The sequence below is a fragment of the Micromonospora sp. NPDC023869 genome, from assembly GCF_055559695.1.
This window is the reverse complement of record NZ_JBVHKD010000002.1, coordinates 194,682-219,439: the sequence shown is the minus strand read 5'-3', so window position 1 is coordinate 219,439 and position 24,758 is coordinate 194,682. Positions and strand designations below refer to the sequence as shown.

Annotated in this window: 23 protein-coding genes; 20 read left to right on the top strand and 3 right to left on the bottom strand. The window is 71.3% G+C overall.

Annotated features, from left to right (window positions below):
* Window positions 1-22 precede the first annotated feature (22 nt).
* Window positions 23-1,267, top strand: coding sequence for an MFS transporter (locus ACZ31C_RS06710; protein ID WP_465794510.1), 1,245 nt, complete (start codon window positions 23-25; stop codon window positions 1,265-1,267).
* A 10-nt stretch (window positions 1,268-1,277) separates the two neighbouring features.
* Here ACZ31C_RS06710 and ACZ31C_RS06705 read toward each other — a convergent pair whose 3' ends face one another.
* Complete coding sequence (locus tag ACZ31C_RS06705; protein ID WP_465794509.1) at window positions 1,278-1,754, bottom strand: hypothetical protein; 477 nt, start codon at window positions 1,752-1,754, stop codon at window positions 1,278-1,280.
* Between the two features lie 118 nt (window positions 1,755-1,872).
* Here ACZ31C_RS06705 and thrB point away from each other — a divergent pair, with 118 nt between their 5' ends.
* From thrB to prfA, 4 genes are all read left to right on the top strand, one after another.
* Window positions 1,873-2,826, top strand: coding sequence for a homoserine kinase (gene thrB / locus ACZ31C_RS06700; RefSeq protein WP_465794508.1), 954 nt, complete (start codon window positions 1,873-1,875; stop codon window positions 2,824-2,826).
* Between the two features lie 296 nt (window positions 2,827-3,122).
* The gene (rho, locus tag ACZ31C_RS06695; protein WP_465794507.1) at window positions 3,123-5,195 is read left to right on the top strand and encodes a transcription termination factor Rho; all 2,073 of its coding nucleotides are present in this window, start codon (window positions 3,123-3,125) and stop codon (window positions 5,193-5,195) included.
* A gap of 433 nt (window positions 5,196-5,628) precedes the next feature.
* The gene (gene rpmE, locus ACZ31C_RS06690) at window positions 5,629-5,853 is read left to right on the top strand and encodes a 50S ribosomal protein L31 (RefSeq protein ID WP_350692447.1); all 225 of its coding nucleotides are present in this window, start codon (window positions 5,629-5,631) and stop codon (window positions 5,851-5,853) included.
* 94 nt (window positions 5,854-5,947) lie between these two features.
* Complete coding sequence (gene prfA / locus ACZ31C_RS06685) at window positions 5,948-7,036, top strand: peptide chain release factor 1 (protein WP_465794506.1); 1,089 nt, start codon at window positions 5,948-5,950, stop codon at window positions 7,034-7,036.
* A gap of 6 nt (window positions 7,037-7,042) precedes the next feature.
* Here prfA and ACZ31C_RS06680 read toward each other — a convergent pair whose 3' ends face one another.
* On the bottom strand, window positions 7,043-8,593 hold the full coding sequence (locus tag ACZ31C_RS06680) for a GGDEF domain-containing protein (protein ID WP_465794505.1): 1,551 nt from the start codon (window positions 8,591-8,593) through the stop codon (window positions 7,043-7,045).
* Between the two features lie 84 nt (window positions 8,594-8,677).
* Between ACZ31C_RS06680 and prmC the strand changes: the two genes are divergently transcribed.
* The 4 genes from prmC (at window position 8,678) to ACZ31C_RS06660 (ending at window position 13,091) form a co-directional block, all read left to right on the top strand.
* Entirely contained in the window at window positions 8,678-9,628 is a 951-nt protein-coding gene (prmC, locus tag ACZ31C_RS06675; protein ID WP_465794994.1) for a peptide chain release factor N(5)-glutamine methyltransferase, read from the top strand.
* Window positions 9,628-10,272, top strand: coding sequence for an L-threonylcarbamoyladenylate synthase (locus ACZ31C_RS06670; protein ID WP_350693141.1), 645 nt, complete (start codon window positions 9,628-9,630; stop codon window positions 10,270-10,272). Before prmC ends, ACZ31C_RS06670 begins: the two co-directional genes overlap by 1 nt.
* A complete protein-coding gene (locus tag ACZ31C_RS06665; protein ID WP_465794504.1) occupies window positions 10,273-10,884 on the top strand; it encodes an arsenate reductase/protein-tyrosine-phosphatase family protein in 612 nt (203 codons plus the stop codon).
* A gap of 95 nt (window positions 10,885-10,979) precedes the next feature.
* Window positions 10,980-13,091 (top strand): transglycosylase domain-containing protein, encoded by a 2,112-nt coding sequence (locus tag ACZ31C_RS06660; protein ID WP_465794503.1) that lies wholly within the window; start codon window positions 10,980-10,982, stop codon window positions 13,089-13,091.
* 14 nt (window positions 13,092-13,105) lie between these two features.
* Here ACZ31C_RS06660 and ACZ31C_RS06655 read toward each other — a convergent pair whose 3' ends face one another.
* Window positions 13,106-14,587, bottom strand: coding sequence for an SDR family oxidoreductase (locus ACZ31C_RS06655; RefSeq protein WP_465794502.1), 1,482 nt, complete (start codon window positions 14,585-14,587; stop codon window positions 13,106-13,108).
* Window positions 14,588-14,622: 35 nt separating this feature from the next.
* On the opposite strand from ACZ31C_RS06655, the gene ACZ31C_RS06650 reads away from it, so the two are divergent.
* The 11 genes from ACZ31C_RS06650 (at window position 14,623) to ACZ31C_RS06600 (ending at window position 24,751) form a co-directional block, all read left to right on the top strand.
* Complete coding sequence (locus tag ACZ31C_RS06650; protein ID WP_465794501.1) at window positions 14,623-15,909, top strand: serine hydroxymethyltransferase; 1,287 nt, start codon at window positions 14,623-14,625, stop codon at window positions 15,907-15,909.
* A complete protein-coding gene (locus tag ACZ31C_RS06645) occupies window positions 15,906-16,340 on the top strand; it encodes a hypothetical protein (protein WP_465794500.1) in 435 nt (144 codons plus the stop codon). Before ACZ31C_RS06650 ends, ACZ31C_RS06645 begins: the two co-directional genes overlap by 4 nt.
* A gap of 166 nt (window positions 16,341-16,506) precedes the next feature.
* Complete coding sequence (locus tag ACZ31C_RS06640; RefSeq protein WP_131052266.1) at window positions 16,507-16,728, top strand: hypothetical protein; 222 nt, start codon at window positions 16,507-16,509, stop codon at window positions 16,726-16,728.
* Window positions 16,729-16,770: 42 nt separating this feature from the next.
* Window positions 16,771-17,550: a F0F1 ATP synthase subunit A gene (gene atpB, locus ACZ31C_RS06635; RefSeq protein ID WP_449945618.1), complete on the top strand. Its 780-nt coding sequence runs from the start codon at window positions 16,771-16,773 to the stop codon at window positions 17,548-17,550.
* 85 nt (window positions 17,551-17,635) lie between these two features.
* Complete coding sequence (gene atpE, locus ACZ31C_RS06630; RefSeq protein WP_357210735.1) at window positions 17,636-17,860, top strand: ATP synthase F0 subunit C; 225 nt, start codon at window positions 17,636-17,638, stop codon at window positions 17,858-17,860.
* A gap of 29 nt (window positions 17,861-17,889) precedes the next feature.
* Window positions 17,890-18,420 carry a F0F1 ATP synthase subunit B gene (locus ACZ31C_RS06625; RefSeq protein ID WP_131052264.1) on the top strand — a complete coding sequence of 177 codons (531 nt, stop codon included), beginning with the start codon at window positions 17,890-17,892 and terminating at the stop codon, window positions 18,418-18,420.
* Window positions 18,420-19,241, top strand: coding sequence for a F0F1 ATP synthase subunit delta (locus ACZ31C_RS06620; protein WP_465794499.1), 822 nt, complete (start codon window positions 18,420-18,422; stop codon window positions 19,239-19,241). The genes ACZ31C_RS06625 and ACZ31C_RS06620 overlap by 1 nt, the downstream gene beginning before the upstream one ends.
* 92 nt (window positions 19,242-19,333) lie before the next feature.
* Complete coding sequence (gene atpA, locus ACZ31C_RS06615) at window positions 19,334-20,977, top strand: F0F1 ATP synthase subunit alpha (protein WP_465794498.1); 1,644 nt, start codon at window positions 19,334-19,336, stop codon at window positions 20,975-20,977.
* Between the two features lie 9 nt (window positions 20,978-20,986).
* The gene (locus ACZ31C_RS06610; RefSeq protein WP_465794497.1) at window positions 20,987-21,925 is read left to right on the top strand and encodes a F0F1 ATP synthase subunit gamma; all 939 of its coding nucleotides are present in this window, start codon (window positions 20,987-20,989) and stop codon (window positions 21,923-21,925) included.
* Window positions 21,925-23,376 (top strand): F0F1 ATP synthase subunit beta, encoded by a 1,452-nt coding sequence (gene atpD, locus ACZ31C_RS06605; RefSeq protein WP_465794496.1) that lies wholly within the window; start codon window positions 21,925-21,927, stop codon window positions 23,374-23,376. Before ACZ31C_RS06610 ends, atpD begins: the two co-directional genes overlap by 1 nt.
* A gap of 226 nt (window positions 23,377-23,602) precedes the next feature.
* Window positions 23,603-24,751, top strand: a complete 1,149-nt coding sequence (locus tag ACZ31C_RS06600) for an LCP family protein (protein WP_465794495.1) — start codon at window positions 23,603-23,605, stop codon at window positions 24,749-24,751.
* The last annotated feature ends 7 nt before the right edge of the window (window positions 24,752-24,758 follow it).

Genomic DNA, 24,758 nt, shown 5'->3' with positions numbered 1-24,758 from the left:
GCGGCCGGGTAGGGTCCGGCTCGTGGCGTCCACCGTCGGGGTCATCACCCGTAACCGGAACTTCCGCAGCCTTTTCCTGGCCCAACTGGTGGTCTTCGGCGCCGACTGGTTCGTGATGGTGCCGCTGCTGGTCCTGTTGCCGCAGCTCACCGGCAGCGGCGTGTGGGGCGCGCTGGTGCTGGCCGTGGACACCGGCATCGTGGCGTTGCTGCTGCCGTACACCGGGACCATCGCCGACCGGTTCGACCGTCGCAAGATCATGATCGCCGCGAACGCGGCCGCGCTGGTCGGCGCCCTGCTCCTGCTCGGCGTACGCGACGCCGACACGGCCTGGCTGGCGATGCTCGGCATCGGCGTGATCGCGGTGGCCAAGGCGTTCTACTCCCCGGCCGCGCAGGCGGCCCTGCCGAACGTGCTCGACCCGGAGGAGTTGGCCGCGGGCAACGCGGTGGCCGGGTCGGCCTGGGGCACCATGACCGTCGTCGGCGCCTCCCTCGGCGGCGTCCTCAGCGCGGCCGCCGGGCCGTACGTCTGCTTCTGGGTCGCCGCCGTCGCGTTGGTGCTCGCCGCGGTGCTGGCCACCCGGATCCGCCGGCCCCTACAGGCGCCGCGCGAGCGGGACGAGGCGCCGCCGCAGACCTGGGCGGCGATCCGCGAGGCGTTGGGCTACATCGCGCACCGCCCCCGGGTGCTGGCCCTGGTGACGGTGAAGTCGGCGGTCGGCCTGGGCAACGGCGTGCTGACCGTCTTCCCGCTGCTGGCCGGGGTGTACGGGGTCGGCGCGCTCGGCACCGGCCTGCTGTTCGCGGTACGCGGCGCGGGCGCGCTGGTCGGCCCGATCCTGATGCGGCGGGTGCTGACCAACCGGGCCTGGTTGCTGCCCGGACTGGCACTGTCCATGTCGGCGTACGGACTGGCCTATCTCGGCACCTCGGTGGTGCCCTGGTTCCCGCTGGTGCTGGTGCTGGTGTTCGTGGCGCACTTCGCCGGGGGCAGCAACTGGGTGATGTCGAACTTCGCGTTGCAGGGCGAGGTGCCGGACCGGTTGCGGGGCCGGGTGTTCGCCACCGACATGATGCTGGCGACGCTGGCGATCTCGGTCAGCCAGCTCGCGGTCGCCTCGGTGGTGGACGTGGTGGACGAACGGATCGTGCTGGCCAGTTGCGGCCTGGTCACGTTGACGTACGCGATCGGCTGGCGGGTGGCCACCCGACGACTCTCGCTCGCCGCCGTGGCGCCGACCGTCGCCGAGACCGGGACTCGGTAGAACCGCCCCGCTAGCGGGTGACGGTGGGCGGCTGGTACGGGTCCGCCGAAGGTCCGTACGGGTCGGCCGGCGGCTGGTACGCGTCCACCGGAGGTTGGTACGCGTCGGCCGGCGACGCATCCCAGGCTGCGGGGGCGCCCGGTCCGGTCGGGCCCGGTGCCGGGCCGCTCCGCCGGCTGGCCAACGCGGCCGCGATCAGCAGCCCGAGCCCGGCCGGGAAGAGCAACGCGTGGATCACTCCGACCACCAGGGACAGCGCGCCGAAACGGGCGGGACCCTCGGCGGCCACCCAGGGCAGGGCGACCGACCACGCGGTGCTGAACAGCGAAAGGACCAGGAGGACGGCGAGCCCGGCCAGCAGCAGGCGGCGGACCGCCTCCGGCAGCCGCCCCCGGGCGGAGGCCGCCAGTACGCCGCCGGTGATCAGCACCGCCAGCGTCGGCAGCTCCATCGCCACCTGCACCAGCAGATATCTGAAGTCGTACACGCAGTCCTCCCGAAGCCGTCGGTCTGGGCAGACTAGGACCTGTCGGCAAGCGTGCTCAGGCGGAAGCTGCGTCCCAGGGGACGGGCGGCGTGCCGGACGTCGCCGCTGGGGCCCTAGCATGGGCGGCGTGCCGACCACATTCGCCGCCGGCCCGGTCCGGGTCCGGGTCCCCGCCACCAGTGCGAACCTGGGTCCCGGCTTCGACGCCCTGGGCCTCGCCCTCGCGCTCTACGACGACGTCGCCGCCGAGGTGACGGCGGGTGGCGTGACCGTCTCGGTGGCCGGTGAGGGCGCCGACGACCTGCCGACCGACGACGGGCACCTGGTGGTACGCGCCATGCGGGCGACCTTCGACGAACTCGGCGGCCAGCCGTCCGGGTTGGCGTTGGAGTGTGTCAACCGGATCCCGCAGGCACGTGGGCTCGGTTCCTCCTCGGCGGCGATCGTGGCCGGCGTGCTGCTGGCCCGGGCCCTGGTGGTCGACGGGGAACAGCGGCTCGACGACGACGCCGCGCTGCGGTTGGCCGCCCGGATCGAGGGACATCCGGACAACGTCGCGCCCTGTCTGCTCGGCGGGTTCACGCTGGCCTGGACGGAGTCCGCCGGTGCGCGGGCGGTGTCGTTGCCGGTGGCCGAGGGCGTACGCCCGAGGGTGCTGGTGCCGACCGAGCGCGGGCTGACCGCCTCGGCGCGGGCGGCGCTGCCGGCGACCGTGCCGCACGCTGACGCCGCGCTCAACGCCGGGCGGGCGGCGCTGCTGGTGCACGCGTTGACCACCGCGCCGGATCTCTTGCTGCTGGCCACCGTCGACCGACTGCACCAGGACTATCGCGCACCGTCGATGCCGGGTACGGCAGCAGTGGTCGACGAGTTGCGTGCGGCCGGTGTGGCCGCCGTGGTCAGTGGGGCCGGACCGACCGTGCTCGCTCTGTCTGAGCTGCCGGAAGGCTTCGACGCGGGAACAGAATGGCAGGTTCTGCAGTTGCCGATAGACGTGCCCGGCGCGCAGGTCGAGCAGGGTAGACTCGGACACGCGGAGCGGGACCCTGTTGCCGCAGGTCGGAAGAGTTGATTACGCTCTAGACTTAGCACAGCCGCGAAGCATGCGATCTCCTGCGGGTCGGCGCACCCCCGAAGCTCTCGGCGGTAAGCCCGTCACCCCTGCTTAGGCATACGCCGCACCGCAGTCTTCACTGGTCGCCGCAGACGGCGAAACCCGCTCTCCGGCTTCCTGGAGGGTCGGGCGACCGACCGGCTGCTGTGTCACAGACTCCCGCGAAGCGTCATGCGAGGCGGGTGCACCGAGGCCGCCCGGCCACCTGTTAGTCGATTCCGGGCAGTCCCGGCCTTATCGAGGGAAGGAATCCATTGAGCGACACCACCGACGTGACGTCGGATGTTTCCAACGTCGCTGGCGATGCCACCACCGCTGCCCCTGCCCGGCGTCGGCGCAGCGGCACCGGCCTGTCGGCGATGCTGCTGCCGGAGCTGCAGAGCCTGGCCGCGTCGCTCGGCATCTCGGGTACGGCTCGTATGCGCAAGGGCGAGCTGATCAGCGCGATCTCCGAGCGCCAGGGCAGCGCCGCCGGGGCCCCTCGACCACGGGCCGAGGTCGCGGCGGCCGCCGCACCGGTCCGCGAGGAGGTTCACGCGGAGGTTCGCGACGCGGGTGAGCGGCCGGAGGCCGAGCGCCGCGCCGAGCAACCGGCGGCGAGCGTCGAGACCGAGGGTCGTAGCCGGACCCGGCGCAGCCGGGCCACCGCTGCTGCGGAGCCCCGGACCGAGGAGCCCCGCACCGAGGAGCCCGCCGCCGAGACCGGCGAGCGCACCGAGGGCCGGTCCGGCCGCGAGCGCGGCACCGACCGTGCGGAGCGTGGCGACCGTGCCGAGCGCACCGAGCGCGCGGAGCGGGGCGAGCGCACCGAGCGCGGCACCGACCGTGCGGAGAAGACCGACCGCGCCGAGCGTGGCGAGCGTGGCACCGACCGCGCCGAGCGTGCGGAGCGGGGCGAGCGCACTGAGCGCACCGAGCGGGGTGACCGCGGCGAGCGCGGCGAGCGCAACGACCGTAGCGACCGCAACGACCGCAGTGACCGTGGTGACCGCAGTGACCGTGGTGACCGCAACGACCGTGGCGACCGGGGCGAGCGCGGGCAGCGGGCCGACCGCGACAACGACGGTGACGACGACGAGGGCGGTGGTCGGCGTAGCCGGCGCAGCCGTTTCCGGGACCGTCGACGCGGTCGTGGCGACCGTAACGAGGGCGGTGGCGGCGACAGCGGCGGTCGCGAGCCGCAGGTCGGCGAGGACGACGTGCTCGTCCCGGTGGCCGGCATCGTCGACGTGCTCGACAACTACGCCTTCGTCCGGACCACCGGCTACCTGGCCGGCGCGAACGACGTGTACGTGTCGATGTCCCAGATCAAGAAGTACGGGCTGCGGCGCGGTGACGCGATCACCGGCGCGGTCCGCGCGGCACGCGACGGCGAGCAGCGGCGGGACAAGTACAACCCGCTGGTCCGGCTGGACACCATCAACGGGATGGAGCCGGACGAGGCCAAGCGTCGGCCGGAGTTCTACAAGCTCACCCCGCTGTACCCGCAGGAGCGGTTGCGGCTGGAGACCGAGCCGCACATCCTCACCACCCGGGTGATCGACCTGGTCATGCCGATCGGCAAGGGCCAGCGGGCGCTGATCGTCTCGCCGCCGAAGGCGGGTAAGACGATGGTGCTCCAGGCGATTGCGAACGCGATCACGCACAACAACCCGGAGTGCCACCTGATGGTGGTGCTGGTGGACGAGCGGCCCGAAGAGGTCACCGACATGCAGCGGTCGGTGAAGGGCGAGGTCATCGCGGCCACGTTCGACCGTCCGCCGCAGGACCACACCACCGTCGCCGAGCTGGCGATCGAGCGGGCCAAGCGCCTGGTCGAGCTGGGTCACGACGTGGTCGTCCTGCTCGACTCGGTGACCCGGCTCGGCCGGTCGTACAACCTGGCGGCACCGGCCAGCGGCCGGATCATGTCGGGTGGTATCGACTCCACCGCGCTGTACCCGCCGAAGCGGTTCCTCGGCGCGGCCCGGAACATCGAGAACGGCGGCTCGCTGACCATCCTCGCCACCGCGCTGGTGGAGACCGGTTCGATGGCGGACACGGTCATCTTCGAGGAGTTCAAGGGCACCGGTAACGCGGAGCTGAAGCTGGACCGGAAGATCGCCGACAAGCGGACCTTCCCGGCCATCGACATCCACCCGTCCGGTACGCGCAAGGAGGAGATCCTGCTCGCGCCGGAGGAACTGGCCATCGTGCACAAGCTCCGCAAGGTGCTGCACTCGCTGGACTCGCAGGCGGCACTCGACCTCCTGCTGGACCGGCTCAAGCAGTCCCGCACCAACATCGAGTTCCTGATGCAGATCGCCAAGTCGACGCCGGGGGAGTGACCTCCACCGGGTGAGACCCACGTCGAAGGGGCGCGGCCGATCCGGTCGCGCCCCTTCGACGTACCACCGGGGGTTTCTCTGCCGCCACGCCGGACCCACGTGCCTCTCCTGTGCCGCCTTTGCTCTGCTTCAACCGGCGCATCGGTTCGGGCGTCTCCGCCGCGTGGGGTGAAGCAGAGCAAAGGGCGGCGGGTGGTGACCGTGCCGCCGGCATGTCGGCACGTCGGCAGGTCGGAATGCGCCAGCCCGTGCGGGGAATGCGGAGAGCGGGTCCGGCGTTGACCTGGCCGACCAGCCGGTACGGCCCGCTTCGCGGGTCGGCTGGGCCCCATGGCAGACTGGTCAATCGGCCACCGGTTCCGGTTCACGCCCCGATCGCGCGCACTGGCGCGCGAGGGCGACCCGGCGACCACGACGAGAGGACCGAGGCGAGATGAAGTCCAACATCCACCCGGAGTACGTGACCACGAACGTCACCTGCTCCTGCGGCAACAGCTTCACCACCCGCAGCACCGCGAAGGGCGGCTCGATCCACGTCGAGACGTGCAGCGCCTGCCACCCGTTCTACACGGGCAAGCAGCGCGTCCTGGACACCGCGGGCCGGGTCGCGAAGTTCCAGCAGAAGTACGCCAAGGTTCAGGCCAAGAAGGCCAAGTAGCTCCTGGTCCGACGCCCGCGTCCGGTTTCTCCCGGACGCGGGCGTCGTCCGTCTGTCGTCCGGTCTCCCCGCCGTCCAAGGAGCGATCCGCAGCATGAGCAGCGAGCGCCTGGCCGCCCTCCTCGACGAGTACGCCGAGCTGGAGAAGCGTCTGGCCGATCCCGCCATCCACGCCGACCAGGGCACCGCCCGTCGGGTCGGCCGCAGGTATGCCGAGCTGGTGCCGCTGCACAAGGCCGCCGGAGAGCTGGAGCAGGCCCGGGCCGACCTCACCGCGGCACGGGAGCTGGCCGCCGAGGACGCGTCGTTCGCGGCCGAGGCGGAGACGATCGCCTCGACGTTGCCGGCCCTGGAGGAACGCCTGGCCGAGCTGCTCATCCCGCGCGACCCGCACGACGCCAAGGACGTCATCGTCGAGATCAAGGCCGGCGAGGGCGGCGAGGAGTCCGCGCTGTTCGCCGGTGACCTGCTGCGGATGTACACCCGGTACGCGGAGCGGCGGGGCTGGCTCACCGAGGTGATCGACGCGCAGGACTCCGACCTCGGCGGGGTCAAGGACGTCTCGCTGGCGATCAAGACCAAGGGTGTGCCCGACGGAGGCAACGGCGTCTGGTCCCGGCTCAAGTGGGAGGGCGGCGTACACCGGGTGCAGCGGGTGCCGGTGACCGAGTCGCAGGGGCGGATCCACACCAGCGCGGCCGGCGTCCTGGTGCTGCCGGAGGCCGAGGAGGTCGACGTCACCATCGACCCGAACGAGCTGCGGATCGACGTGTTCCGATCGTCCGGTCCCGGTGGCCAGTCGGTCAACACCACCGACTCGGCGGTGCGGATCACCCACCTGCCGACCGGCATCGTGGTCTCCTGCCAGAACGAGAAGTCCCAGTTGCAGAACCGGGAGCAGGCCTTGCGGATCCTGCGCGCCCGGCTGCTGGCCGTCGCGCAGGAGCAGGCCGATGCCGCCGCCTCGGACGCGCGCAAGGCGCAGGTCCGTACGGTGGACCGCTCGGAGCGGATCCGCACCTACAACTTCCCGCAGAACCGGATCACCGACCACCGGATCGGGTACACCGCGTACAACCTGGATCTGGCGTTGGCCGGCGAGCTGGACGGCGTGCTCGACGCGCTCAGCGAGGCGGACCGCGCCGCCCGCCTGGCCGGCGACCCGGAGCTGACCCGCCGCTGACGCCGCTCAGGCGGTACGCGGTCTGGCCTTGGCCTGCAACATCTCGCGGTCGGCGGCCTCGAAGGCGGCGCCGAGCGCGTCTCGTTGCCCCGGCCCGGCAGCGCCCACCTCGGCGAAGCCGATGCTGACGCCGACCGGCGTGCCGGGCACCAGCGACTCCCAGTCCTCGGTCCGGATCGCGGCGTCGATCCGACGCGCCACCTCGGCGGCCTCGGACATCCCGGCACCGGCCAGCACCACCACGAATTCGTCGCCGCCGTAGCGGGCCACGAAGTCGCCCCGGCGCATCACCCGGTTGATCACCCCGGCGACCCGCTGGAGGACCAGGTCGCCCGAGTGATGGCCGTGCCGGGTGTTGACCGCCTTGAAGCCGTCGAGGTCGCAGACGCCGATCACCACGCGCTCGCCCCGGGCGACCACCGAGGCGATGTACCGCTCCAGCCGACGCCGGTTCGGCAGCCCGGTCAGCGGATCGGTCAGCGCCTCGCCCTCGAACCGCGCGGCCTCGCGGCGCATCTCCTCATGGTCGATCCGGGCGGCGATGCCGTCGATGTAGACATCGCGGAGCCGGTCGTGCCGTTGCGCGGCGAGCCGGAAGGCCAGCCGGTCGGCGCGGTGCGCCGCCGCGTGGTCACCGGCGCGGGCCAGCGCGATGCTGCGCAGGCGGGCCGGTTCGGCCGCCCCGAGCGTCTCGGCGGAGACCTGGACGGCGTCGAGTCGGGTCACCGCCTCGATCGGCCGGCCGGCCGCCACGGCGAGGCAGGCCTGGCCGAGCTGGCGCATGTCACGGGCGCGCGCGCTGTCCGCGCCGTGGCCGAGCAACCGGGCCGGATCGGCGCCGGCGGGGGAGTCGATCTCGTCGCCGAGGGCGGCCCGGCGGGCCGCCGCGTAGCCGTACGCGGCCAGGCTGCTCGGCCGCAGCCGGTCGGCGCGACCGGCGGTGACGAACCGGTCGAGGTCGGTGGCGACGTCCCGCAGGACCCGCAGGCAGCCGTCGCTGTCGCCGGTGTGGTCCAGGGCGACCGCGTTGCGCAGTCGGATCCCGGGGGCGGCGAACGTCTCCTCCGGGATGCCGGCGGCGGTGCCGAGCTGGCGGGCCCGTTCGATCGCGCCCAGCGCGTAGCCGTGGAAGCTGAGGTAGGAGTACGCCATCGCCAGGTCGTGCCAGCCCCAGGCGGTGTCGCGGTCCGGGTCGTCGACCGCGCCCAGCGCCCGGGCGGCCTTCACCAGGTGCGTCACGCAGCGGTCCAGCGCGCCCTGATGGTGGGCGGCCAGCGCGGCCAGCGCGTTGAGATGACCGTGCAGGTACGGTTCGGCGAGGTCGCGTACGGCGGCGGACGCCTCCTCGATCGCCCGGGTGTACTCCGCCGTGCGACCGAGATTGATCAACGCGGAGAGCCGCTGGACGAGCGCGTCGGCGCGGGCCCGGGAGTCGCTGCTGGTGCACAGCACCCGGTCCAGGATCGCGGACGCCTCGGCCGAGCGGCTCACCTCCTGCAACGCCCGCGCCTTCGTCAGGGCGTCAACCTGGTCATCGACCCGGTCGAGCCAGCCCACCCCTCGACCTCCCGTCGGTGTGTCGCCGGATGCACCCGCTTATGCACGTGCACCGCGACGACTCATGATTATGGCGTGACCTCCGTGCCGCAACACCCGTCCGAAGGGACGAGACGAGAGCGCCCCGCCGTCGTGCTGGCGCGGGCTGCCCGGATCCTGGCCGACGCCGGGCTGCCCTCGGCCCGCACCGAGGCGGAACTCCTGGCCGCGTACGTGCTGGCGGTGCCCCGGGGGCGGCTGGCGCTCGCGGACGGCTTCACCGACGAGCAACGGGCCCGCTTCGAGGCGTTGGTGGCCCGGCGTTCCCGGCGGGAGCCACTGCAACACCTCACCGGCAGCACCGGCTTCCGGCATCTGGAGCTGGCCGTCGGGCCGGGTGTCTTCGTGCCCCGTCCGGAGACCGAACTGCTCGCCGGCTGGGGCGTCGAGCGGGCCGCCGAGCGGGTGGCCGACGGGGAGACCCCGGTGGTGGTGGACCTGTGCAGCGGATCGGGGGCGATCGCGTTGTCGGTGGCGCAGGAGGTGCCGGCGGCCCGCGTGGTGGCGGTCGAGCGCGCGCCCGCCGCGGTGACCTGGCTGCGTCGCAACGCGGCGACCCGGGAGGCGGCGGGGGATCGGCCGATCGAGGTGGTGACGGCCGACGTGACCGCACCGGACCTGCTGGCGGAGCTGGTCGGTCGGGTGGACGTGCTGCTCTGCAACCCGCCCTACGTGCCGCTCGCGGTGGCCGTGCCGCCGGAGGTGGCCGGGCACGACCCGGCCGAGGCGGTGTTCGGCGGGGACGACGGCCTGACCGTGATCCGTCCGGTGGTGCGGCGGGCGGCGGACCTGCTGCGTCCCGGCGGCGCCGTCGGCGTGGAGCACGACGACACCCACGGCACCTCGGTGCCCGAGCTGCTCGCCGCCGACGGCCGGTACACCGCGATCACCGCCCACCACGACCTCGTCGGCCGGTCCCGTTTCGCCACCGCGTTCCGTCGCACGGACCACCGGCGACCCGCGACGGGCGACACGTGGCAGACTGGCTCCTCGTGATGCTCTACGACTGCCGGTCCCTCGCCGACCGGGACCGCGGCATCGCTGCGGCCATCGAGGCGGTGCGCAACGGCGAACTGGTCGTCCTGCCGACCGACACCGTGTACGGGGTCGGTGCCGACGCGTTCACGCCGTACGCGGTGAAGGCTCTGGTGGACGCCAAGGGTGGGACGCAGGCGTCGCCACCGGTGCTGATCGGCTCCCGGCACACCCTCGACGGTCTGGTCTACACGCTGCCGCCCGCCGCCCGCGACCTGGTGGAGGCGTTCTGGCCAGGGGCGCTGACCATCCTGGTGAAGCACTCGGCGAGCCTGCGGTGGGACCTGGGCGACGACAGCGGGGTGGTGGCGGTCCGCATGCCACTGCACCCGGTGGCGCTGGAGGTGCTGCGGGAGACCGGACCGATGGCGGTCGCCTCGGCCAACAAGATCGGCCGCCCGGCGGCGCAGACCGCCGACGAGGCGCGGGAGCAACTGGCGTACTCGGTGCGGGCTTACCTGGAGGCCGGACCGGCCGTCGACCCGGTGCCCAGCACGATCGTGGACCTGACCGGCGAGGTGCCGACGGTGGTCCGGGAGGGCGCCATCGACCTGGCCCGGCTGCGCGACGTGGTACCGGAGCTGGTCGAGAGCCAGGTGGCGTGAATGCCTCCGTTCACCGTCCTGCACGTCTGCATGGGGAACATCTGCCGCTCGCCGATGGCGGAGCGGCTGCTCACCCTCGCGGTGGGTCAGCGGCTGGCCCGGCACGACCTCGACCCCGGCCGGTCCGAGGAACTGCTGCACAGCCACAGTGCGGGCACCGGTGGCTGGCACGCCGGCGAGGAGATGAACCCGCCGGCGGCCCGCCAGGTGACCACTCGGGGCGGCGCGGTGACCGGCTTCGCCGCGCGGAAGCTGCGCTCCGACCACATCGACGCCGCGGACCTGGTCCTGACCGCCACCGCCGACCAACAGGAGTACGTGGTGGCGCTGCGCCCCGACGCCGCCGCGCGCACCTTCGTGCTGGGCGAGTTCGGTCGGCTGCTGACCGCGCTGGACCGCGACGGGCTGCCCTCGGCCGAGGCCACCCCGGATGCGGTGTACGCCCGGGGTGTGGCGGTGGTGGAGGCTGCCAACGTCGCCCGCCAGGGCACGTCCCTGCTGCCCAGCGACGACCTCGACGATCCGTGGGGACGCGGCGACCAGTGCTTCAGCCGGGTGGCGGACGAGATCGAGGAGACGATCCACCCGCTCGCGGCGATCCTGTTGCCCTGATCGGTGAACTTCCTCCGGGTTTGAGGAAAACCAGAGTGCAAAGGGTGGTTAGCGCCATTCTGGGAGGGTCCTGACGGCTCCTGCGGGGAGAGCTGATGACCCGGGCGTTCCTGCCGAAAGTGTTCACCGTCCTGCTGGCCGGCACGTTGGCCGGCCTGGCCCTGGCGGTGGCGGCGCTGCCGGCCGCGCTGGTGTTCGGAATCGGCTTCTCGACGATGGCTGCGCCGTACACGGAGCTGCCCAACACGCTGCGGACACCACCGACGGCCCAGCGTTCCAACCTGTACGCCAAGGACGGCACCACGCTGATCACCTCCTTCTATCAGGAGGACCGGGTGGACGTGCCACTGGACGAGGTGGCACCGGTGATGCGCCAGGCCATCATCGCCGCCGAGGACGTCCGGTTCCACGAGCACAGCGGGGTCGATCTGCGGGGCGTGGCGCGGGCCTTCGCCGCCAACCAGGGCGCCGGCGGCACCCGGCAGGGCGCCTCCACCCTGACCATGCAGTACGTCCGCAACGTGTTGAGCACCGACCCCCGGTTGACCGAGTCGCAACGGGCGGCGGCCACCGAGGTGAGCACCGCCCGCAAGATCCAGGAGATGCGGTACGCGCTGGCGCTGGAGCGGGAGCTGACCAAGGACCAGATCCTGACCCGGTACCTCAACATCGCGTACTTCGGTGCCGGGGCGTACGGGGTCGCCGCCGCCAGCAAGCGCTACTTCTCCACCTCGCCGGACCGGCTCACGCTGGCACAGTCGGCGATGCTGGCCGGGCTGGTCCGCTCCCCGCACACCGACGACCCGATCAACGGTGACGCGGACGCGGCCACCGCCCGCCGGGGGTACGTGCTGGACCAACTGGTCGGCACCGGTCAGGTCACCGCCGAGGCGGCGGACGAGGCGCGGGCCGAAGCGCTGAACCTGCGCCCCAGCGAGACGCCGAACGACTGCACGGCGGTGCCCTCGGGGCACAACGACTGGGGCTTCTTCTGCGACTGGTTCACCCGCTGGTGGAACGAGCAGAAGGCGTTCGGCGGCAGCGTCGACGAGCGGCAGCGCACCCTGCGTCGGGGCGGTTTCACCATCGTCACCTCGCTCGACCCGAGCGTGCAGCGGGCCACCACCGAGCAGGTACGGCGGGTCTACTCGGTGGACGAGCCGTACGCCATGCCGACGGCGGTCGTCGAACCCGGCACCGGGCGGGTGCTCGCCATGTCGGTCAACCGCAACTACAGCGTCGAGGCCAACCCGCCCGGGCAGGAGAACTACCCGAACACGGTCAACCAACTCGTCGCCGGTGGCGGCACGATCGTGGGGTACCAGGCCGGTTCGACGTTCAAGCTGTTCACCATGCTGGCCGCGTTGGAGGCCGGGATGCCCCTGCGGACCGTCTACGACGCCCCGTCGCGCATCGTCACCGACTACCGCATCAGCGGCGAGACGAGCTGCGGCGGGTACTGGTGCCCGTCGAACGCCAACGTCTCGATGCGCGGCGAGCACGACATGTGGTCCGCGTTCGGCGAGTCGGTCAACACGTACTTCGTCTGGCTGACCGAGCGGGTCGGCGCGGACCGGGTGGTGGAGATGGCCGAGCGGCTCGGCATCGTGCTGCGGGCCGAGGACGACGTCCGGCTGGCCCGGCACGGCGCGCGCGAGTGGGGGCCGTTCACCCTGGGGGTGGCCGCCACCACCCCGCTGGACCTGGCCGGGGCGTACGCCACGCTGGCGGCCGAGGGGACGTGGTGCGCGCCCACCCCGGTCACCTCGATCGTCGACGGGACCGGCCGTCGGGTGACCACCGGCCAGCCGGACTGCCGCCAGGTGCTCGACGTCGACGTGGCCCGCGCGGCGGCGGACGCCGCCCGTTGCCCGGTCGGAGACCAGTCGATGTACCAGGGCTGCTACGGCGGCACCGCATCCGCCCTGCGCGGTCAGCTCGGTCGGCCGGTGGCCGGCAAGACGGGCAGCTCCGAGCGGTACGCGACGGAGACCGTGGTGGCCTTCACCCCACAGCTCGCGGCGGCGGCGATGGCGGCCAACCCCGACGAGCCGCAGGACGCGGTCGGTCGGGCGGTGCAGGGCCGCCTGGTGGAGGGAGTGGGGGAGATCCTCGCCTTCGCGCTGCGCGACGTGCCGCCCCGCGACTTCGTGCCGCCCAGCGAGACGACCGCGTGGCGGTACACCACCACCCGCAGCGGCGACTGAACATCCCGCGTCGGTCAGCGCGCGGCCGGTGGCGCCTCGACGGCGGTCCGCTCGGCGTCGGCGGCGATGTTACGGGCCATCCCGCCGAAGACCACCGCGTGGAACGGCGCCACCGCCGCCCAGTACGCGTGCCCGGCCAGTCCCCGGGGGAGGAACACGGCCCGCTGGCGGTACCGGACTTGCCCGTCGTCGCGGCGTACCTGCATCTCCAACCAGGCCCGGCCGGGCAGCCGCATCTCGGCCCGCAGCCGCAGCAGCTCACCGGGGACGATCTCCTCCACCCGCCAGAAGTCCAGCGCCTCGCCCACCCGCAGTTGGTGCGGATGCCGCCGACCCCGGCGCAGCCCGACGCCGCCCACCAGCCGGTCCAGCCAGCCGCGTACCGACCAGGCCAGCGGGAACGAGTACCAGCCGTGCTGGCCGCCGACCCCCTCGATGACCCGCCACAGCGCCTCCGGTGACGCCGTCACCGCCTGTTCCCTCACGTCGGTGTAGACGCTGCCGCCGCTCCAGTCCGGGTCGCTGGGCAGCGGCTCGGCCGGGGCGTCCCGTCCCGCCGCTGACGACCACCGGGTCTCCACCTCGGCGTCGCGGACCTTGACCAGCGCCAGCTCGACCGCCCGGTCGAAGCCGGTCAGCCCCTCCGGCGGGTCCGGCAGGTACGTCGCGATGTCGTGCTCGTGCGCCACCGCCTCGTGCACCAGGCTCTCCACCAGCGGGCGGGCGAGCGCGTTCGGCACCGGCGTGACCAACCCGACCCAGTGCGAGGAGAGCCGGGGCGTCAGCGCGCGCACCGGCAGCAGGACCCGGCGGCTCAGCCCGGCGACCCGGGCGTACCGCTGCATCATGTCGCCGAAGGTGAGCACGTCCGGGCCGGCGATGTCGAAGGCCCGGTTCACCTCCGGTGGCAGGTCCACGCAGCCGACCAGGTAGCGCAGCACGTCCCGGACGGCGATCGGCTGCACCCGGTTCGACACCCAGCGCGGGGTGACCATCACCGGCAACCGTTCGGTCAGGTAGCGCAGCATCTCGAACGAGGCCGAACCGGAACCGATGATCACCGCCGCGCGCAGCACCACCGTGGGCACGCCGCTGTCCAGCAGGATCCGGCCCACCTCGGTCCGCGAGCGCAGGTGCGCCGAGGAGGCGTCGCCGGCGGCCGGCTCCGGGCCGCCGAGGTAGACGATCCGGCGTACGCCCGCCGCGTGCGCCGCCTCCGCGAAAGCCGAGGCGGCCTGCCGGTCGGCGTCTTCGAAACCGGCCTGCCCGAGCGAGTGCACCAGGTAGTACGCGACGTCGACGTCGTCGAAGACCCCGGCCAGGCTCTCCGGCCGGCTCAGGTCGCCCTCGGCGATCTCGACCTGCCCGGCCCACGGCACGTCCCGCAGCCGTCCGGCCCGCCGGGCCAGGCAGCGCACCGTGTGTCCCTCGGCCAGCAGGCGGGGCGCCAGCCGCCCGCCGATGTACCCTGTCGCACCGGTCACCAGGCATCTCACGGCCTCCAGTGTGCGGCCGAATAGACTCGGGCGCTGTGGAGACCGGTAAGGGCGCCTTCTGGGGGCCCGACTTCGAGCAGCTCAGCACCACCGACCCCGAGATCGCGGAGGTGGTGCTCGGCGAGCTGGACCGGCTGCGGGGCGGTCTGCAACTGATCGCCAGCGAGAACCTCACCTCCCCGGCGGTGCTGGCCGCGCTCGGCTCGACGCTGACGAACAAGTACGCCGAGGGCTACCCGGGTCGGCGCTACTACGGCGGGTGCGCCCAGGTGGACCGGGCCGAGGAACTGGGGATCGCCCGGGCCCGGGAGCTGTTCGGCGCCGAGCACGCCAACCTCCAGCCGCACTCGGGCGCGAGCGCCAACCTGGCCGCGTACGCCGCGCTGGTGCAGCCGGGTGACGCGGTGCTGGCGATGGAGTTGCCGCACGGCGGGCACCTGACCCACGGCAGCCGGGTGAACTTCTCCGGCAAGTGGTTCGACGCGGTGGGCTACACCGTCCGGCGGGACACCGAGCTGATCGACTACGACGAGGTCCGTGACCTGGCCCGGACGCACCGACCGAAGATGATCATCTGTGGTGCGACGGCGTACCCGAGGCTGATCGACTTCGCCCGGTTCCGGGAGATCGCCGACGAGGTGGGCGCGTACCTGATGGTGGACGCGGCGCACTTCATCGGGCTGGTCGCCGGACAGGCCATCCCCTCCCCGGTCCCGTACGCCGACGTGGTCTGCGCGACCACGCACAAGGTGCTGCGCGGTCCGCGCGGCGGGATCATCCTCTGCCGCGAGTCGTTGGCCGAGCGGGTCGACAAGGCGGTCTTCCCGTTCACTCAGGGCGGGCCGTTGATGCACGCGGTGGCGGCCAAGGCCGTCGCGTTGCGCGAGGCGGCGCAGCCGGAGTACCGCACGTACGCCGCGCAGGTGGTGGCCAACGCGCAGGCGCTCGCCGACGGGCTGGCGGCGGAGGGGATGCGGCCGGTCTCCGGCGGCACCGACACCCACCTGGCCCTGGTCGACCTGCGGGAGACCGGGGTGACCGGGGCGCAGGCCGAGGCCCGCTGCGACGCGGCGACCATCACGCTGAACAAGAACGCCATCCCGTACGACCCGCAGAAGCCGATGGTCGCCTCCGGCATCCGGGTGGGCACCCCGAGCGTCACCACGCAGGGCATGGGCGAGCCGCAGATGCGCCAGGTCGCCGAGCTGATCGCCCGGGCGGTACGCACCGACCCGGCGGCGCCGGGCGGCACCGACGAGCTGGCCCGCGTCGCGTCCGACGTGGCCGAGCTGGTCGCCGAGTTCCCGGCGTACGCCCGATGACCGCGCCACGTGCGGGGGAGCCCGGCGCCATCCGTGCCCGCCTGCCGCACCTGCGCCTGCCGCTGCTGGCCTGCGCCGGGCTGGCCGTGGTCGGCGTACCGATCGCCGCGCTGCTGCGGGGCCCGACCGGCGCGGCCGGGGTGGCCGCCGGGATCGGCCTGGTGATGGTGAGCTACCTGGTCTCCGGGTTCTCGGTGGCCTGGGCGGACGCGGTCAGCCCGAAGATGGTCATGCCGGTCGGGCTGGTCACCTACGCCACCAAGATGGTGTTCCTGGGCATGGTGATGGCCGCCGTGGCGCGGACCGGCTGGCCCGGGCTGCCCGACATGGGGGTGGCGATCATCGCGGGCGTGCTGGTGTGGATCGTCGCGCACACCACCTGGGCCTGGCGTGCCCCGCTGCCCACCGTCGACCGGGCGTCGGGTCACTGACCGTACGGCCGGTGTTCGCCCGGCGTTTCGCCCCCCTTCCCGGCGGGCCCTGCAGGAGTAAGCTGAGCGCGGCTTGAGGCGCCGTATCGATCGCCCGCACGCTGCTCGGCAGTGTGGGGGGTGCCGCACACTCGCGAAACCCCCGGCTGATAAAGTTCGCCTCGTCATGGCCGACAACCCTCATCGCGGAAGCTCCGACGAGCACTCGTCGGAAGGCGTTGCCGGAGCCGTTCTTGGCTACCTGCTCGCCGGCATCCTGGTGTGGGGATTCCTCGGCTGGTTGGCGGGGACGCTCCTCGGCCTGCCGACCGGCATCGGGATCGGCGTGGGCATGATGCTCGGCGCAGCCGGAGCGATCTACCTGATCATGAAGAGGCTCGGTGCCTGAGTTTCGGCACGCGCGGGTCTGTCGAGTGCGGAGGATGACACGGTGAGCGCAGAGCTTGTCGCCGCTGAAGGGCTGCCCTGGCCCCCGGGGGTCTCGGACTTCTATCTGCCGGAAGTGGCCGGCCCATTCGTCACCAAGTTCACCCTCATGATCTGGCTGGCCGTCGGCCTGCTGATCATCTTTTTCATGGTCACCTATCGGAACCCGAAGCTGGTGCCGACCAAGGGCCAGTGGATGGCGGAGTCGATCTACGGCCTGGTCCGGGACAACATCGCCAAGGAACAGATGGGCAGCGCGGGCGTCAAGTTCGCGCCCTATTTCACGGTGCTGTTCTGCTACATCGCGCTGACCAACCTCTTCGGCATCATCCCGGGGTTGCAGATCTCGCCGAACTCGCACATCGCCTTCCCGATCGTGCTCGCGGCGATCACCTACGTGATGTACATCTACATGGGTATGCGTACGCACGGTGTGGGCGGCTACCTCAAGCAGAGCCTGATCCTGCCGGGCATCCCGTGGCCGATGCACATCCTGCTGATCCCGATCGAGTTCCTGCAGACCTTCATCAACCGGCCGGTCACGTTGGCGGTGCGTCTCTTCGCCAACATGTTCGCCGGTCACCTGATCCTGCTGGTCTTCACCATCGGCGGCTTCGTGCTGCTCGCCTCGGACAACATCTTCATCCAGGCGACCTCGATCTTCTCGTTCATCATGGCGATCGTGATGGCCTTCTTCGAGGTGCTGATCGCGCTGTTGCAGGCATACGTCTTCGTCACGCTGAGCGCCAACTACATGGGGTCGGCGCTCGCGACCGAACACTGATCCTTTTCGCGGGGCGCCCGCCCAAAGCTTCAGGTACGACCGGTACGCGTGAAACCTCACGTGTCAAACAGGAGGAATACCCGCAATGAGTGCTATTGCTGCGATCAGCGGTAACGTCAACACGATCGGCTACGGCCTCGCCGCTGTCGGCCCCGCGATCGGCGTGGCCCTGATCTTCGTGGCGTACATCAACTCCAGCGCCCGTCAGCCCGAGTCGGCCGGCTACAACCGGACCTGGCTGGTCCTGGGCTTCGCCCTGGTCGAGGCGCTCGCCCTGTTCGGCCTGGTGCTCGCCTTCGCCGTTAACTGACCGTCCGCTTCCCGACCCGGAGGTCTGAAATGTTTGTCGCCGCCGAAGGTGTGGAGCACCACCCGCTCGTGCCGCTGTGGCAGGAGCTGGTCATCGGGACGATCGCCTTCGCCCTGCTCTGCTTCGTGCTGCTGAAGTTCGTCATGCCGCGCATCGAGGCGATGTACCAGGCGCGGGTCGAAGCGATCGAGGGTGGCCTCAAGCGCGCCGAGGCGGCGCAGGCTGAGGCCAACCAACTGCTCGAGCAGTACCGGGCCCAGCTCGCCGAGGTGCGTACCGAGGCGGCGCGGATCCGGGACGACGCCCGTGCCGACGCCGAGTCGATCCGCACCGACATCCTCGCCAAGGCGCGCGAGGAGTCCGACCGGATCATCGCCGCCGGCCGGGACTCGTTGGCTGTGGAGCGTGAGACCATCGTGCGCGAGCTGCGCGCGGAGGTCGGCGGTCTCGCGGTCGACCTGGCCGGTCGGATCGTGGGCGAGTCGCTCGCCGACGAGGCCCGCCGCAAGGGCACCGTCGAGCGGTTCCTCACCGACCTCGAGAGCGCGGGGGCCCGCTGATGCAGGCCGCCAGCCGGGAGTCCTACACCGCCGTGAGTCAGCGGCTGGAGGAGTACGTCCGGGGCGCCGATTCGACGGCTCTCGCCACCACCGGTGCCGAGCTGCTCGCCGTGGCGGACCTGCTGCGGCGGGAGGTCCGGCTGCGCCGGGCGCTCTCCGACCCGGCCCGGCCGGGTGCGGACCGCAGCGCCCTGCTCACCTCGGTGCTCTCCGGCAAGGTCGGCGCGGACACGCTCGACCTGCTCGGTGCACTGGTCGCCGGCCGGTGGTCGGCACCGTCGGAGCTGCTCGACGGTGCCGAGCGTCTCGGTGTGCAGGCGCTGCTCGCCAGCGCGGACCGCGCCGACGACCTCGGTGAGGTGGAGGACGAGCTGTTCCGCTTCGGCCAGGTGGTCGCGGCGGACCGGCGGCTCTCCAACGCCCTGTCCGACCCGGCGGCACCGGTGGCCCAGCGGGCCGAGCTGATCGGGCTGCTCCTGACGGGCAAGGCACGGCCGGTGACGGTGCGACTGGTGGAGGCGGCGCTGGCCGGCTTCGGCGGTCGGTCGTTCTCCGCCGCGCTGTCCCGGCTGGTGGAGCTGGCGGCCGAGCGCCGTGACCGGCAGGTCGCGTACGTGACCGTCGCGGCCCCGCTGACCGCGGAGGAGGAGAGCCGGCTCACCAACCAGCTCTCGGCCATCTACGGCCGGGCGGTCGCGGTGAAGCTTACGGTTGACCCGACGATCCTCGGCGGAGCGAGCGTCCGGGTGGGTTCGGACCTGTACGACGGGACGATCCTGCGTCGCCTCAACGAGACCCGCAACGCGCTCGCGAAGCGCTGACCAGCACCCCGCGAAGCGCCCGGAATAACAGTCGACCCGAGGACCGGTCGGTACTAGGTATCCCGGGCCCCTGATACTTAAGGAAGCAGAGGATGGCCGAGCTGACCATCTCGACGGAGGAGATCCGCGGCGCCCTGGAGCGCTACGTCTCCTCCTATTCGCCCGACGTCTCCCGTGAGGAGGTCGGCACCGTCGCTGACACCGGCGACGGTATCGCCCACGTCGAGGGCCTGCCCTCGACCATGACCAACGAGCTGCTCGAGTTCGAGGACGGCACGCTCGGCGTGGCCCTGAACCTCGACGTCCGCGAGATCGGTGTCGTCGTCCTGGGCGACTACGCCGGCCTCGAAGAGGGCCAGCGGGTCAAGCGCACCGGCCGGGTGCTCTCCGTGCCGGTCGGTGACGCCTTCCTGGGGCGCGTGGTCAACGCGCTCGGCGCCCCGATCGACGGCCTCGGCGAGATCGCCGACGAGGGCTACCGCGAGCTGGAGCTCCAGGCCCCGAACGTGATGGCCCGGCAGTCCGTCTCCGAGCCGCTGCAGACCGGCATCAAGGCCATCGACGCGATGACCCCGATCGGTCGCGGCCAGCGGCAGCTGATCATCGGTGACCGGAAGACCGGCAAGACCACGGTCGCCCTGGACGCCATCCTCAACCAGCGCGAGAACTGGGCCTCCGGCGACCCGAAGAAGCAGGTCCGCTGCATCTACGTCGCCATCGGCCAGAAGGCCTCCACCATCGCCTCCATCAAGGGGCAGCTGGAGGAGGCGGGCGCGATGGAGTACACCACCATCGTCGCCTCCCCGGCCTCCGACCCGGCCGGCTTCAAGTACCTCTCCCCGTACACCGGCTCGGCCATCGGTCAGCACTGGATGTACGGCGGCAAGCACGTCCTGATCGTCTTCGACGACCTGAGCAAGCAGGCCGAGGCGTACCGGGCCGTGTCGCTGCTGCTGCGTCGCCCGCCGGGCCGTGAGGCGTACCCGGGTGACGTCTTCTACCTGCACTCCCGCCTGCTGGAGCGCTGCGCGAAGCTCTCCGACGAGATGGGCGGCGGGTCGATGACCGGTCTGCCGATCATCGAGACGAAGGCCAACGACATCTCGGCCTTCATCCCGACCAACGTCATCTCGATCACCGACGGTCAGATCTTCCTGGAGACCGACCTGTTCAACCAGGGCGTGCGGCCGGCGATCAACGTCGGTACCTCGGTCTCCCGGGTCGGCGGCGCCGCCCAGGTGAAGCCGATGCGTAAGGTCGCGGGTTCGCTGCGGCTGAACCTGGCCCAGTACCGCGAGCTGGAGGCGTTCGCCGCCTTCGCCTCCGACCTGGACAAGGCCTCCCGCGCCCAGCTCGACCGCGGTGCCCGCCTGGTCGAGCTGCTCAAGCAGCCGAACTACTCGCCCTACCCGGTGCAGGACGAGGTCGTCTCGGTCTGGTCCGGCACCGAGGGCAAGCTGGACGACGTCCCGGTCGGCGACGTGCGGCGCTTCGAGACCCAGTTCCTGGAGCACCTGCGGCGCAAGCACAACGCCACGCTGCTGGCGATCGCGGACAACAAGTGGGACGACGAGATCATCGCCACCCTCGACGCGGCCGTCACGGAGTTCAAGCAGGGCTTCCTCGGCCGGGAGGACGAGCGCACGATCAACGAGGCGCCGGCGGCGCCGCTGGAGGGCGAGGCCGAGCAGGAGACGGTCACCCGCTACAGCGCAGCGCCGGCCCAGAAGCGTTAGGGCCGGGCCATGGCGGCGCAGGTACGTGTTCTTCGTCAACGCATTCGCTCGGCGAAGGGGATGAAGAAGATCACCAAGGCGATGGAGCTCGTGGCGACGAGCCGGATCGCCAAGGCCCAGGCCCGGGTGGAGGCGTCCCTGCCGTACGCCCGGGCCATCACCGGCGTGCTCACGGCGCTGGCGTCCAACGCGTCGGTCGACCACCCGATGTTGACCCCGCGTGAGCGGGTGCGGCGGGCGGGCGTGCTGCTGGTAACCGCCGACCGAGGGCTGGCCGGCGGTTATAGCTCCAACGCCATCCGCACTGCGGAGTCGCTGATCGCGCGGCTCAAGGAGGACGGCAAGGAGCCGGTGCTCTACGTCGTCGGTCGTAAGGGCGTCTCGTTCTACCGGTTCCGCAACCGGCCGATCGAGGCCAGTTGGACGGGCTTCTCCGAGCAGCCGTCGTTCGCCGACGCCCGCGAGGTGGGTGACACGCTGGTGAAGGCGTTCACCGCCGGTGCGGACGACGTCGACGGCGGTCCCGGCGCGGACGGCGTACGCGGGGTGGACGAGTTGCACATCGTCTTCACCGAGTTCAAGTCCCTGATGACCCAGAACCCGGTGACCCGGATCATCGGCCCGCTCCAGGTCGAGGAGCGGCACGTCTCGGAGGCGGCCCCCGGGCTGCTGCCGGACTACGAGTTCGAGCCGAACCCGGAGGATCTGCTCGACGCGTTGCTGCCGAAGTACATCAACACGCGGATCTACGCGGCGTTGCTGGAGTCGGCGGCGAGCGAGTCGGCGGCCCGGCGGCGGGCGATGAAGAGCGCCACCGACAACGCCGAAGAGATGATCGACAAGTACACGCGTGAGATGAACTCGGCCCGCCAGGCCGGGATCACCCAGGAGATCAGTGAGATCGTCGGCGGCGCCAACGCGCTGGCCGCGTCGGGAAGTGAAGTGTGATGACTGTTTCCACTGCTGGAGGACCAGCCGAGACCACGACCGCCACCGGTCGCGTGGTCCGGGTCATCGGCCCGGTCGTCGACGCCGAGTTCCCGCGCGACGCCATGCCGGACCTGTTCAACGCGCTGCACGTGGACGTGACCCTCTCCGGGGGTGAGAAGACGCTGACCCTGGAGGTGGCCCAGCACCTGGGTGACAACCTGGTCCGCGCGATCTCGATGCAGCCCACCGACGGCCTGGTGCGCGGCGCCGAGGTGCGTGACTCCGGGTTCCCGATCCGGGTGCCGGTCGGCGACGCGGTCAAGGGCCACGTCTTCAACGCGATCGGCGAGTGCCTCAACCTCACCGAGGGCGAGACCATCTCCGCCGACGACCACTGGGGCATCCACCGCAAGGCTCCGGCCTTCGCGGACCTGGAGCCGAAGACCGAGATGCTGGAGACCGGCATCAAGGTCATCGACCTGCTCGCCCCGTACGTCAAGGGCGGCAAGATCGGCCTGTTCGGCGGTGCCGGCGTGGGCAAGACGGTGCTCATCCAGGAGATGATCACCCGTGTCGCCCGGAACTTCGGTGGTACCTCCGTCTTCGCCGGTGTGGGGGAGCGGACCCGTGAGGGCAACGACCTCATCCACGAGATGACCGAGTCCGGCGTCATCGACAAGACCGCTCTGGTCTTCGGTCAGATGGACGAGCCGCCGGGCACCCGGCTGCGCGTCGCGCTCTCCGCGCTGACCATGGCGGAGTACTTCCGTGACGTGCAGAAGCAGGAGGTGCTGCTCTTCATCGACAACATCTTCCGCTTCACCCAGGCCGGTTCCGAGGTCTCCACCCTGCTGGGCCGGATGCCCAGCGCGGTGGGTTACCAGCCGACCCTGGCCGACGAGATGGGCGAGCTCCAGGAGCGGATCACGTCCGTCAAGGGCCAGGCCATCACCTCGATGCAGGCGATCTACGTGCCGGCGGACGACTACACCGACCCCGCTCCGGCCACCACCTTCGCCCACCTGGACGCCACCACCAACCTGGAGCGGTCCATCTCCGACAAGGGCATCTACCCGGCGGTGGACCCGCTGGCGTCCTCGTCGCGGATCCTCGCCCCCGAGTTCGTCGGCCAGGAGCACTTCCAGGTGGCCAGTGAGGTCAAGCGGATCCTCCAGCGCTACAAGGACCTGCAGGACATCATCGCCATCCTCGGTATCGAGGAGCTCTCCGAGGAAGACAAGATCACGGTCCAGCGGGCCCGTCGGATCGAGCGCTTCCTGTCGCAGAACACCTATGCGGCGGAGCAGTTCACCGGTGTGCCGGGCTCGACGGTCCCGATCAAGGAGACCATCGAGGCGTTCCGGAAGATCAGCGAGGGCGAGTACGACCACTTCCCCGAGCAGGCGTTCTTCATGTGCGGTGGGCTCGACGACCTGGAGAAGAAGGCCGCCGAGCTGATGAAGGGCTGACCCTTCGGTTCGAACGAAGAAAAGGCCGTCCCGGTTCACGCCGGGACGGTCTTTCGTTCATCTAGGGGACGTACCATGCTCGCTGCCCGGTTTCCCGTGCTCGGCGATCACGCCGCGCCCGAGATACCGTCTAGTCCAGCTCAAGCGCGGATGAGCGGCGAACGACTTAAACCTTTCGGCTACGCGCACCCGTACCCTCCCGGGGGCGCGACGAACGGAGAAGCTTGTGGGTAAGGCCGGCAGCGGCGGCACGCGCGGCACGCGTGGTGGCAAGAAGAGGTCGATCTGGCAGGGCGTACCGCTGTGGGCGAAGCTCTGCACCATCTTCGGGGTGGTGCTGATGATGGTCAGCGGCACGTCGCTGGTGGGTGCCGAGGCGCTGATGGCCCGCTACGAGGGGGCGATCGGCAAGGCCGACCTCTTCGGTGACCAGGCGGCGGGCGAGGCCAAGAGCGATATCGAGGGCCCGCTCAACATCCTGCTGGTCGGCATCGACCCGGTCCGGGACGACCGTCCGCCGCTGAGCGACGCCATCATGATCCTGCACGTGCCGAAGGAGATGGACCGGGCGTACCTCTTCTCCCTGCCGCGGGACCTGTACGTCGAGATCCCCGCGTTCCCCAAGGCGAACTTCAACGGCAGCACCACCAAGCTGAACGCGGCGATGTCCTTCGGCAGCCGGGTGCCCGACGGAAAACCGGATCCGGCACGCGGCTTCGAGCTGCTCGCCCTCACCGCGCAGGAGGTCACCGGCATCGAGCGCTTCGACGCCGGCGCGATCATCAACTTCTCCGGCTTCCAGAAGATCGTCGACGCGATGGGCGGCGTCACGATGAACATCGAGCGGGAGGTCCGTTCCCGGCACCGCCAGCCGGACGGCAAGCACCGCGAGGGTCGGCCCGGCGGTGGGGGCTACATCGGGCCGCAGGCGGTCTATCCGAAGGGCAAGCAGCACCTGCAGGGATGGCAGGCGTTGGACTACGTCCGCCAGCGCTACCCGGAGAACGGTGTGCCGGACGGCGACTACGGCCGGCAGCGGCACCAGCAGCAGTTCGTCAAGGCGATGGCGGGTCAGGCGCTCAGCGCCGACGTGGTGACCAACCCGGTGAAGCTGGACCGGGTGCTGCGGGCGGCAGGCGAGTCGCTGATCTTCAGCGGCCGGGGGCACAGTGTGATCGACTTCGGTCTCGCGCTCAAGGACATCCGACCCGGCAACATCCAGATGATCAAGCTGCCGGGTGGCGGGGTCATGCAGAACGGCAAGTACCTCGGTGAACGGTTCGAGCCCGAGGTGGACGACTTCTTCGTCGCCCTGGAACGGGAACTCCTGGACCCGTTCCTCCTCGAACATCCCAAGTTCGTCAACAAGAGCTGATCGGGGC

What these genes read in the sequence shown, in the direction of transcription:
- thrB (WP_465794508.1), top strand. Translation starts at nt 1,873, where the DNA reads ATGGGCGGCGTGCCGACCACATTCGCCGCCGGCCCGGTCCGGGTCCGG.
- rpmE (WP_350692447.1), top strand. Translation starts at nt 5,629, where the DNA reads ATGAAGTCCAACATCCACCCGGAGTACGTGACCACGAACGTCACCTGC.
- prfA (WP_465794506.1), top strand. Translation starts at nt 5,948, where the DNA reads ATGAGCAGCGAGCGCCTGGCCGCCCTCCTCGACGAGTACGCCGAGCTG.
- ACZ31C_RS06670 (WP_350693141.1), top strand. Translation starts at nt 9,628, where the DNA reads ATGCTCTACGACTGCCGGTCCCTCGCCGACCGGGACCGCGGCATCGCT.
- ACZ31C_RS06665 (WP_465794504.1), top strand. Translation starts at nt 10,273, where the DNA reads ATGCCTCCGTTCACCGTCCTGCACGTCTGCATGGGGAACATCTGCCGC.
- ACZ31C_RS06660 (WP_465794503.1), top strand. Translation starts at nt 10,980, where the DNA reads ATGACCCGGGCGTTCCTGCCGAAAGTGTTCACCGTCCTGCTGGCCGGC.
- ACZ31C_RS06645 (WP_465794500.1), top strand. Translation starts at nt 15,906, where the DNA reads ATGACCGCGCCACGTGCGGGGGAGCCCGGCGCCATCCGTGCCCGCCTG.
- ACZ31C_RS06640 (WP_131052266.1), top strand. Translation starts at nt 16,507, where the DNA reads ATGGCCGACAACCCTCATCGCGGAAGCTCCGACGAGCACTCGTCGGAA.
- atpE (WP_357210735.1), top strand. Translation starts at nt 17,636, where the DNA reads ATGAGTGCTATTGCTGCGATCAGCGGTAACGTCAACACGATCGGCTAC.
- ACZ31C_RS06625 (WP_131052264.1), top strand. Translation starts at nt 17,890, where the DNA reads ATGTTTGTCGCCGCCGAAGGTGTGGAGCACCACCCGCTCGTGCCGCTG.
- ACZ31C_RS06620 (WP_465794499.1), top strand. Translation starts at nt 18,420, where the DNA reads ATGCAGGCCGCCAGCCGGGAGTCCTACACCGCCGTGAGTCAGCGGCTG.
- atpA (WP_465794498.1), top strand. Translation starts at nt 19,334, where the DNA reads ATGGCCGAGCTGACCATCTCGACGGAGGAGATCCGCGGCGCCCTGGAG.
- ACZ31C_RS06610 (WP_465794497.1), top strand. Translation starts at nt 20,987, where the DNA reads ATGGCGGCGCAGGTACGTGTTCTTCGTCAACGCATTCGCTCGGCGAAG.
- atpD (WP_465794496.1), top strand. Translation starts at nt 21,925, where the DNA reads ATGACTGTTTCCACTGCTGGAGGACCAGCCGAGACCACGACCGCCACC.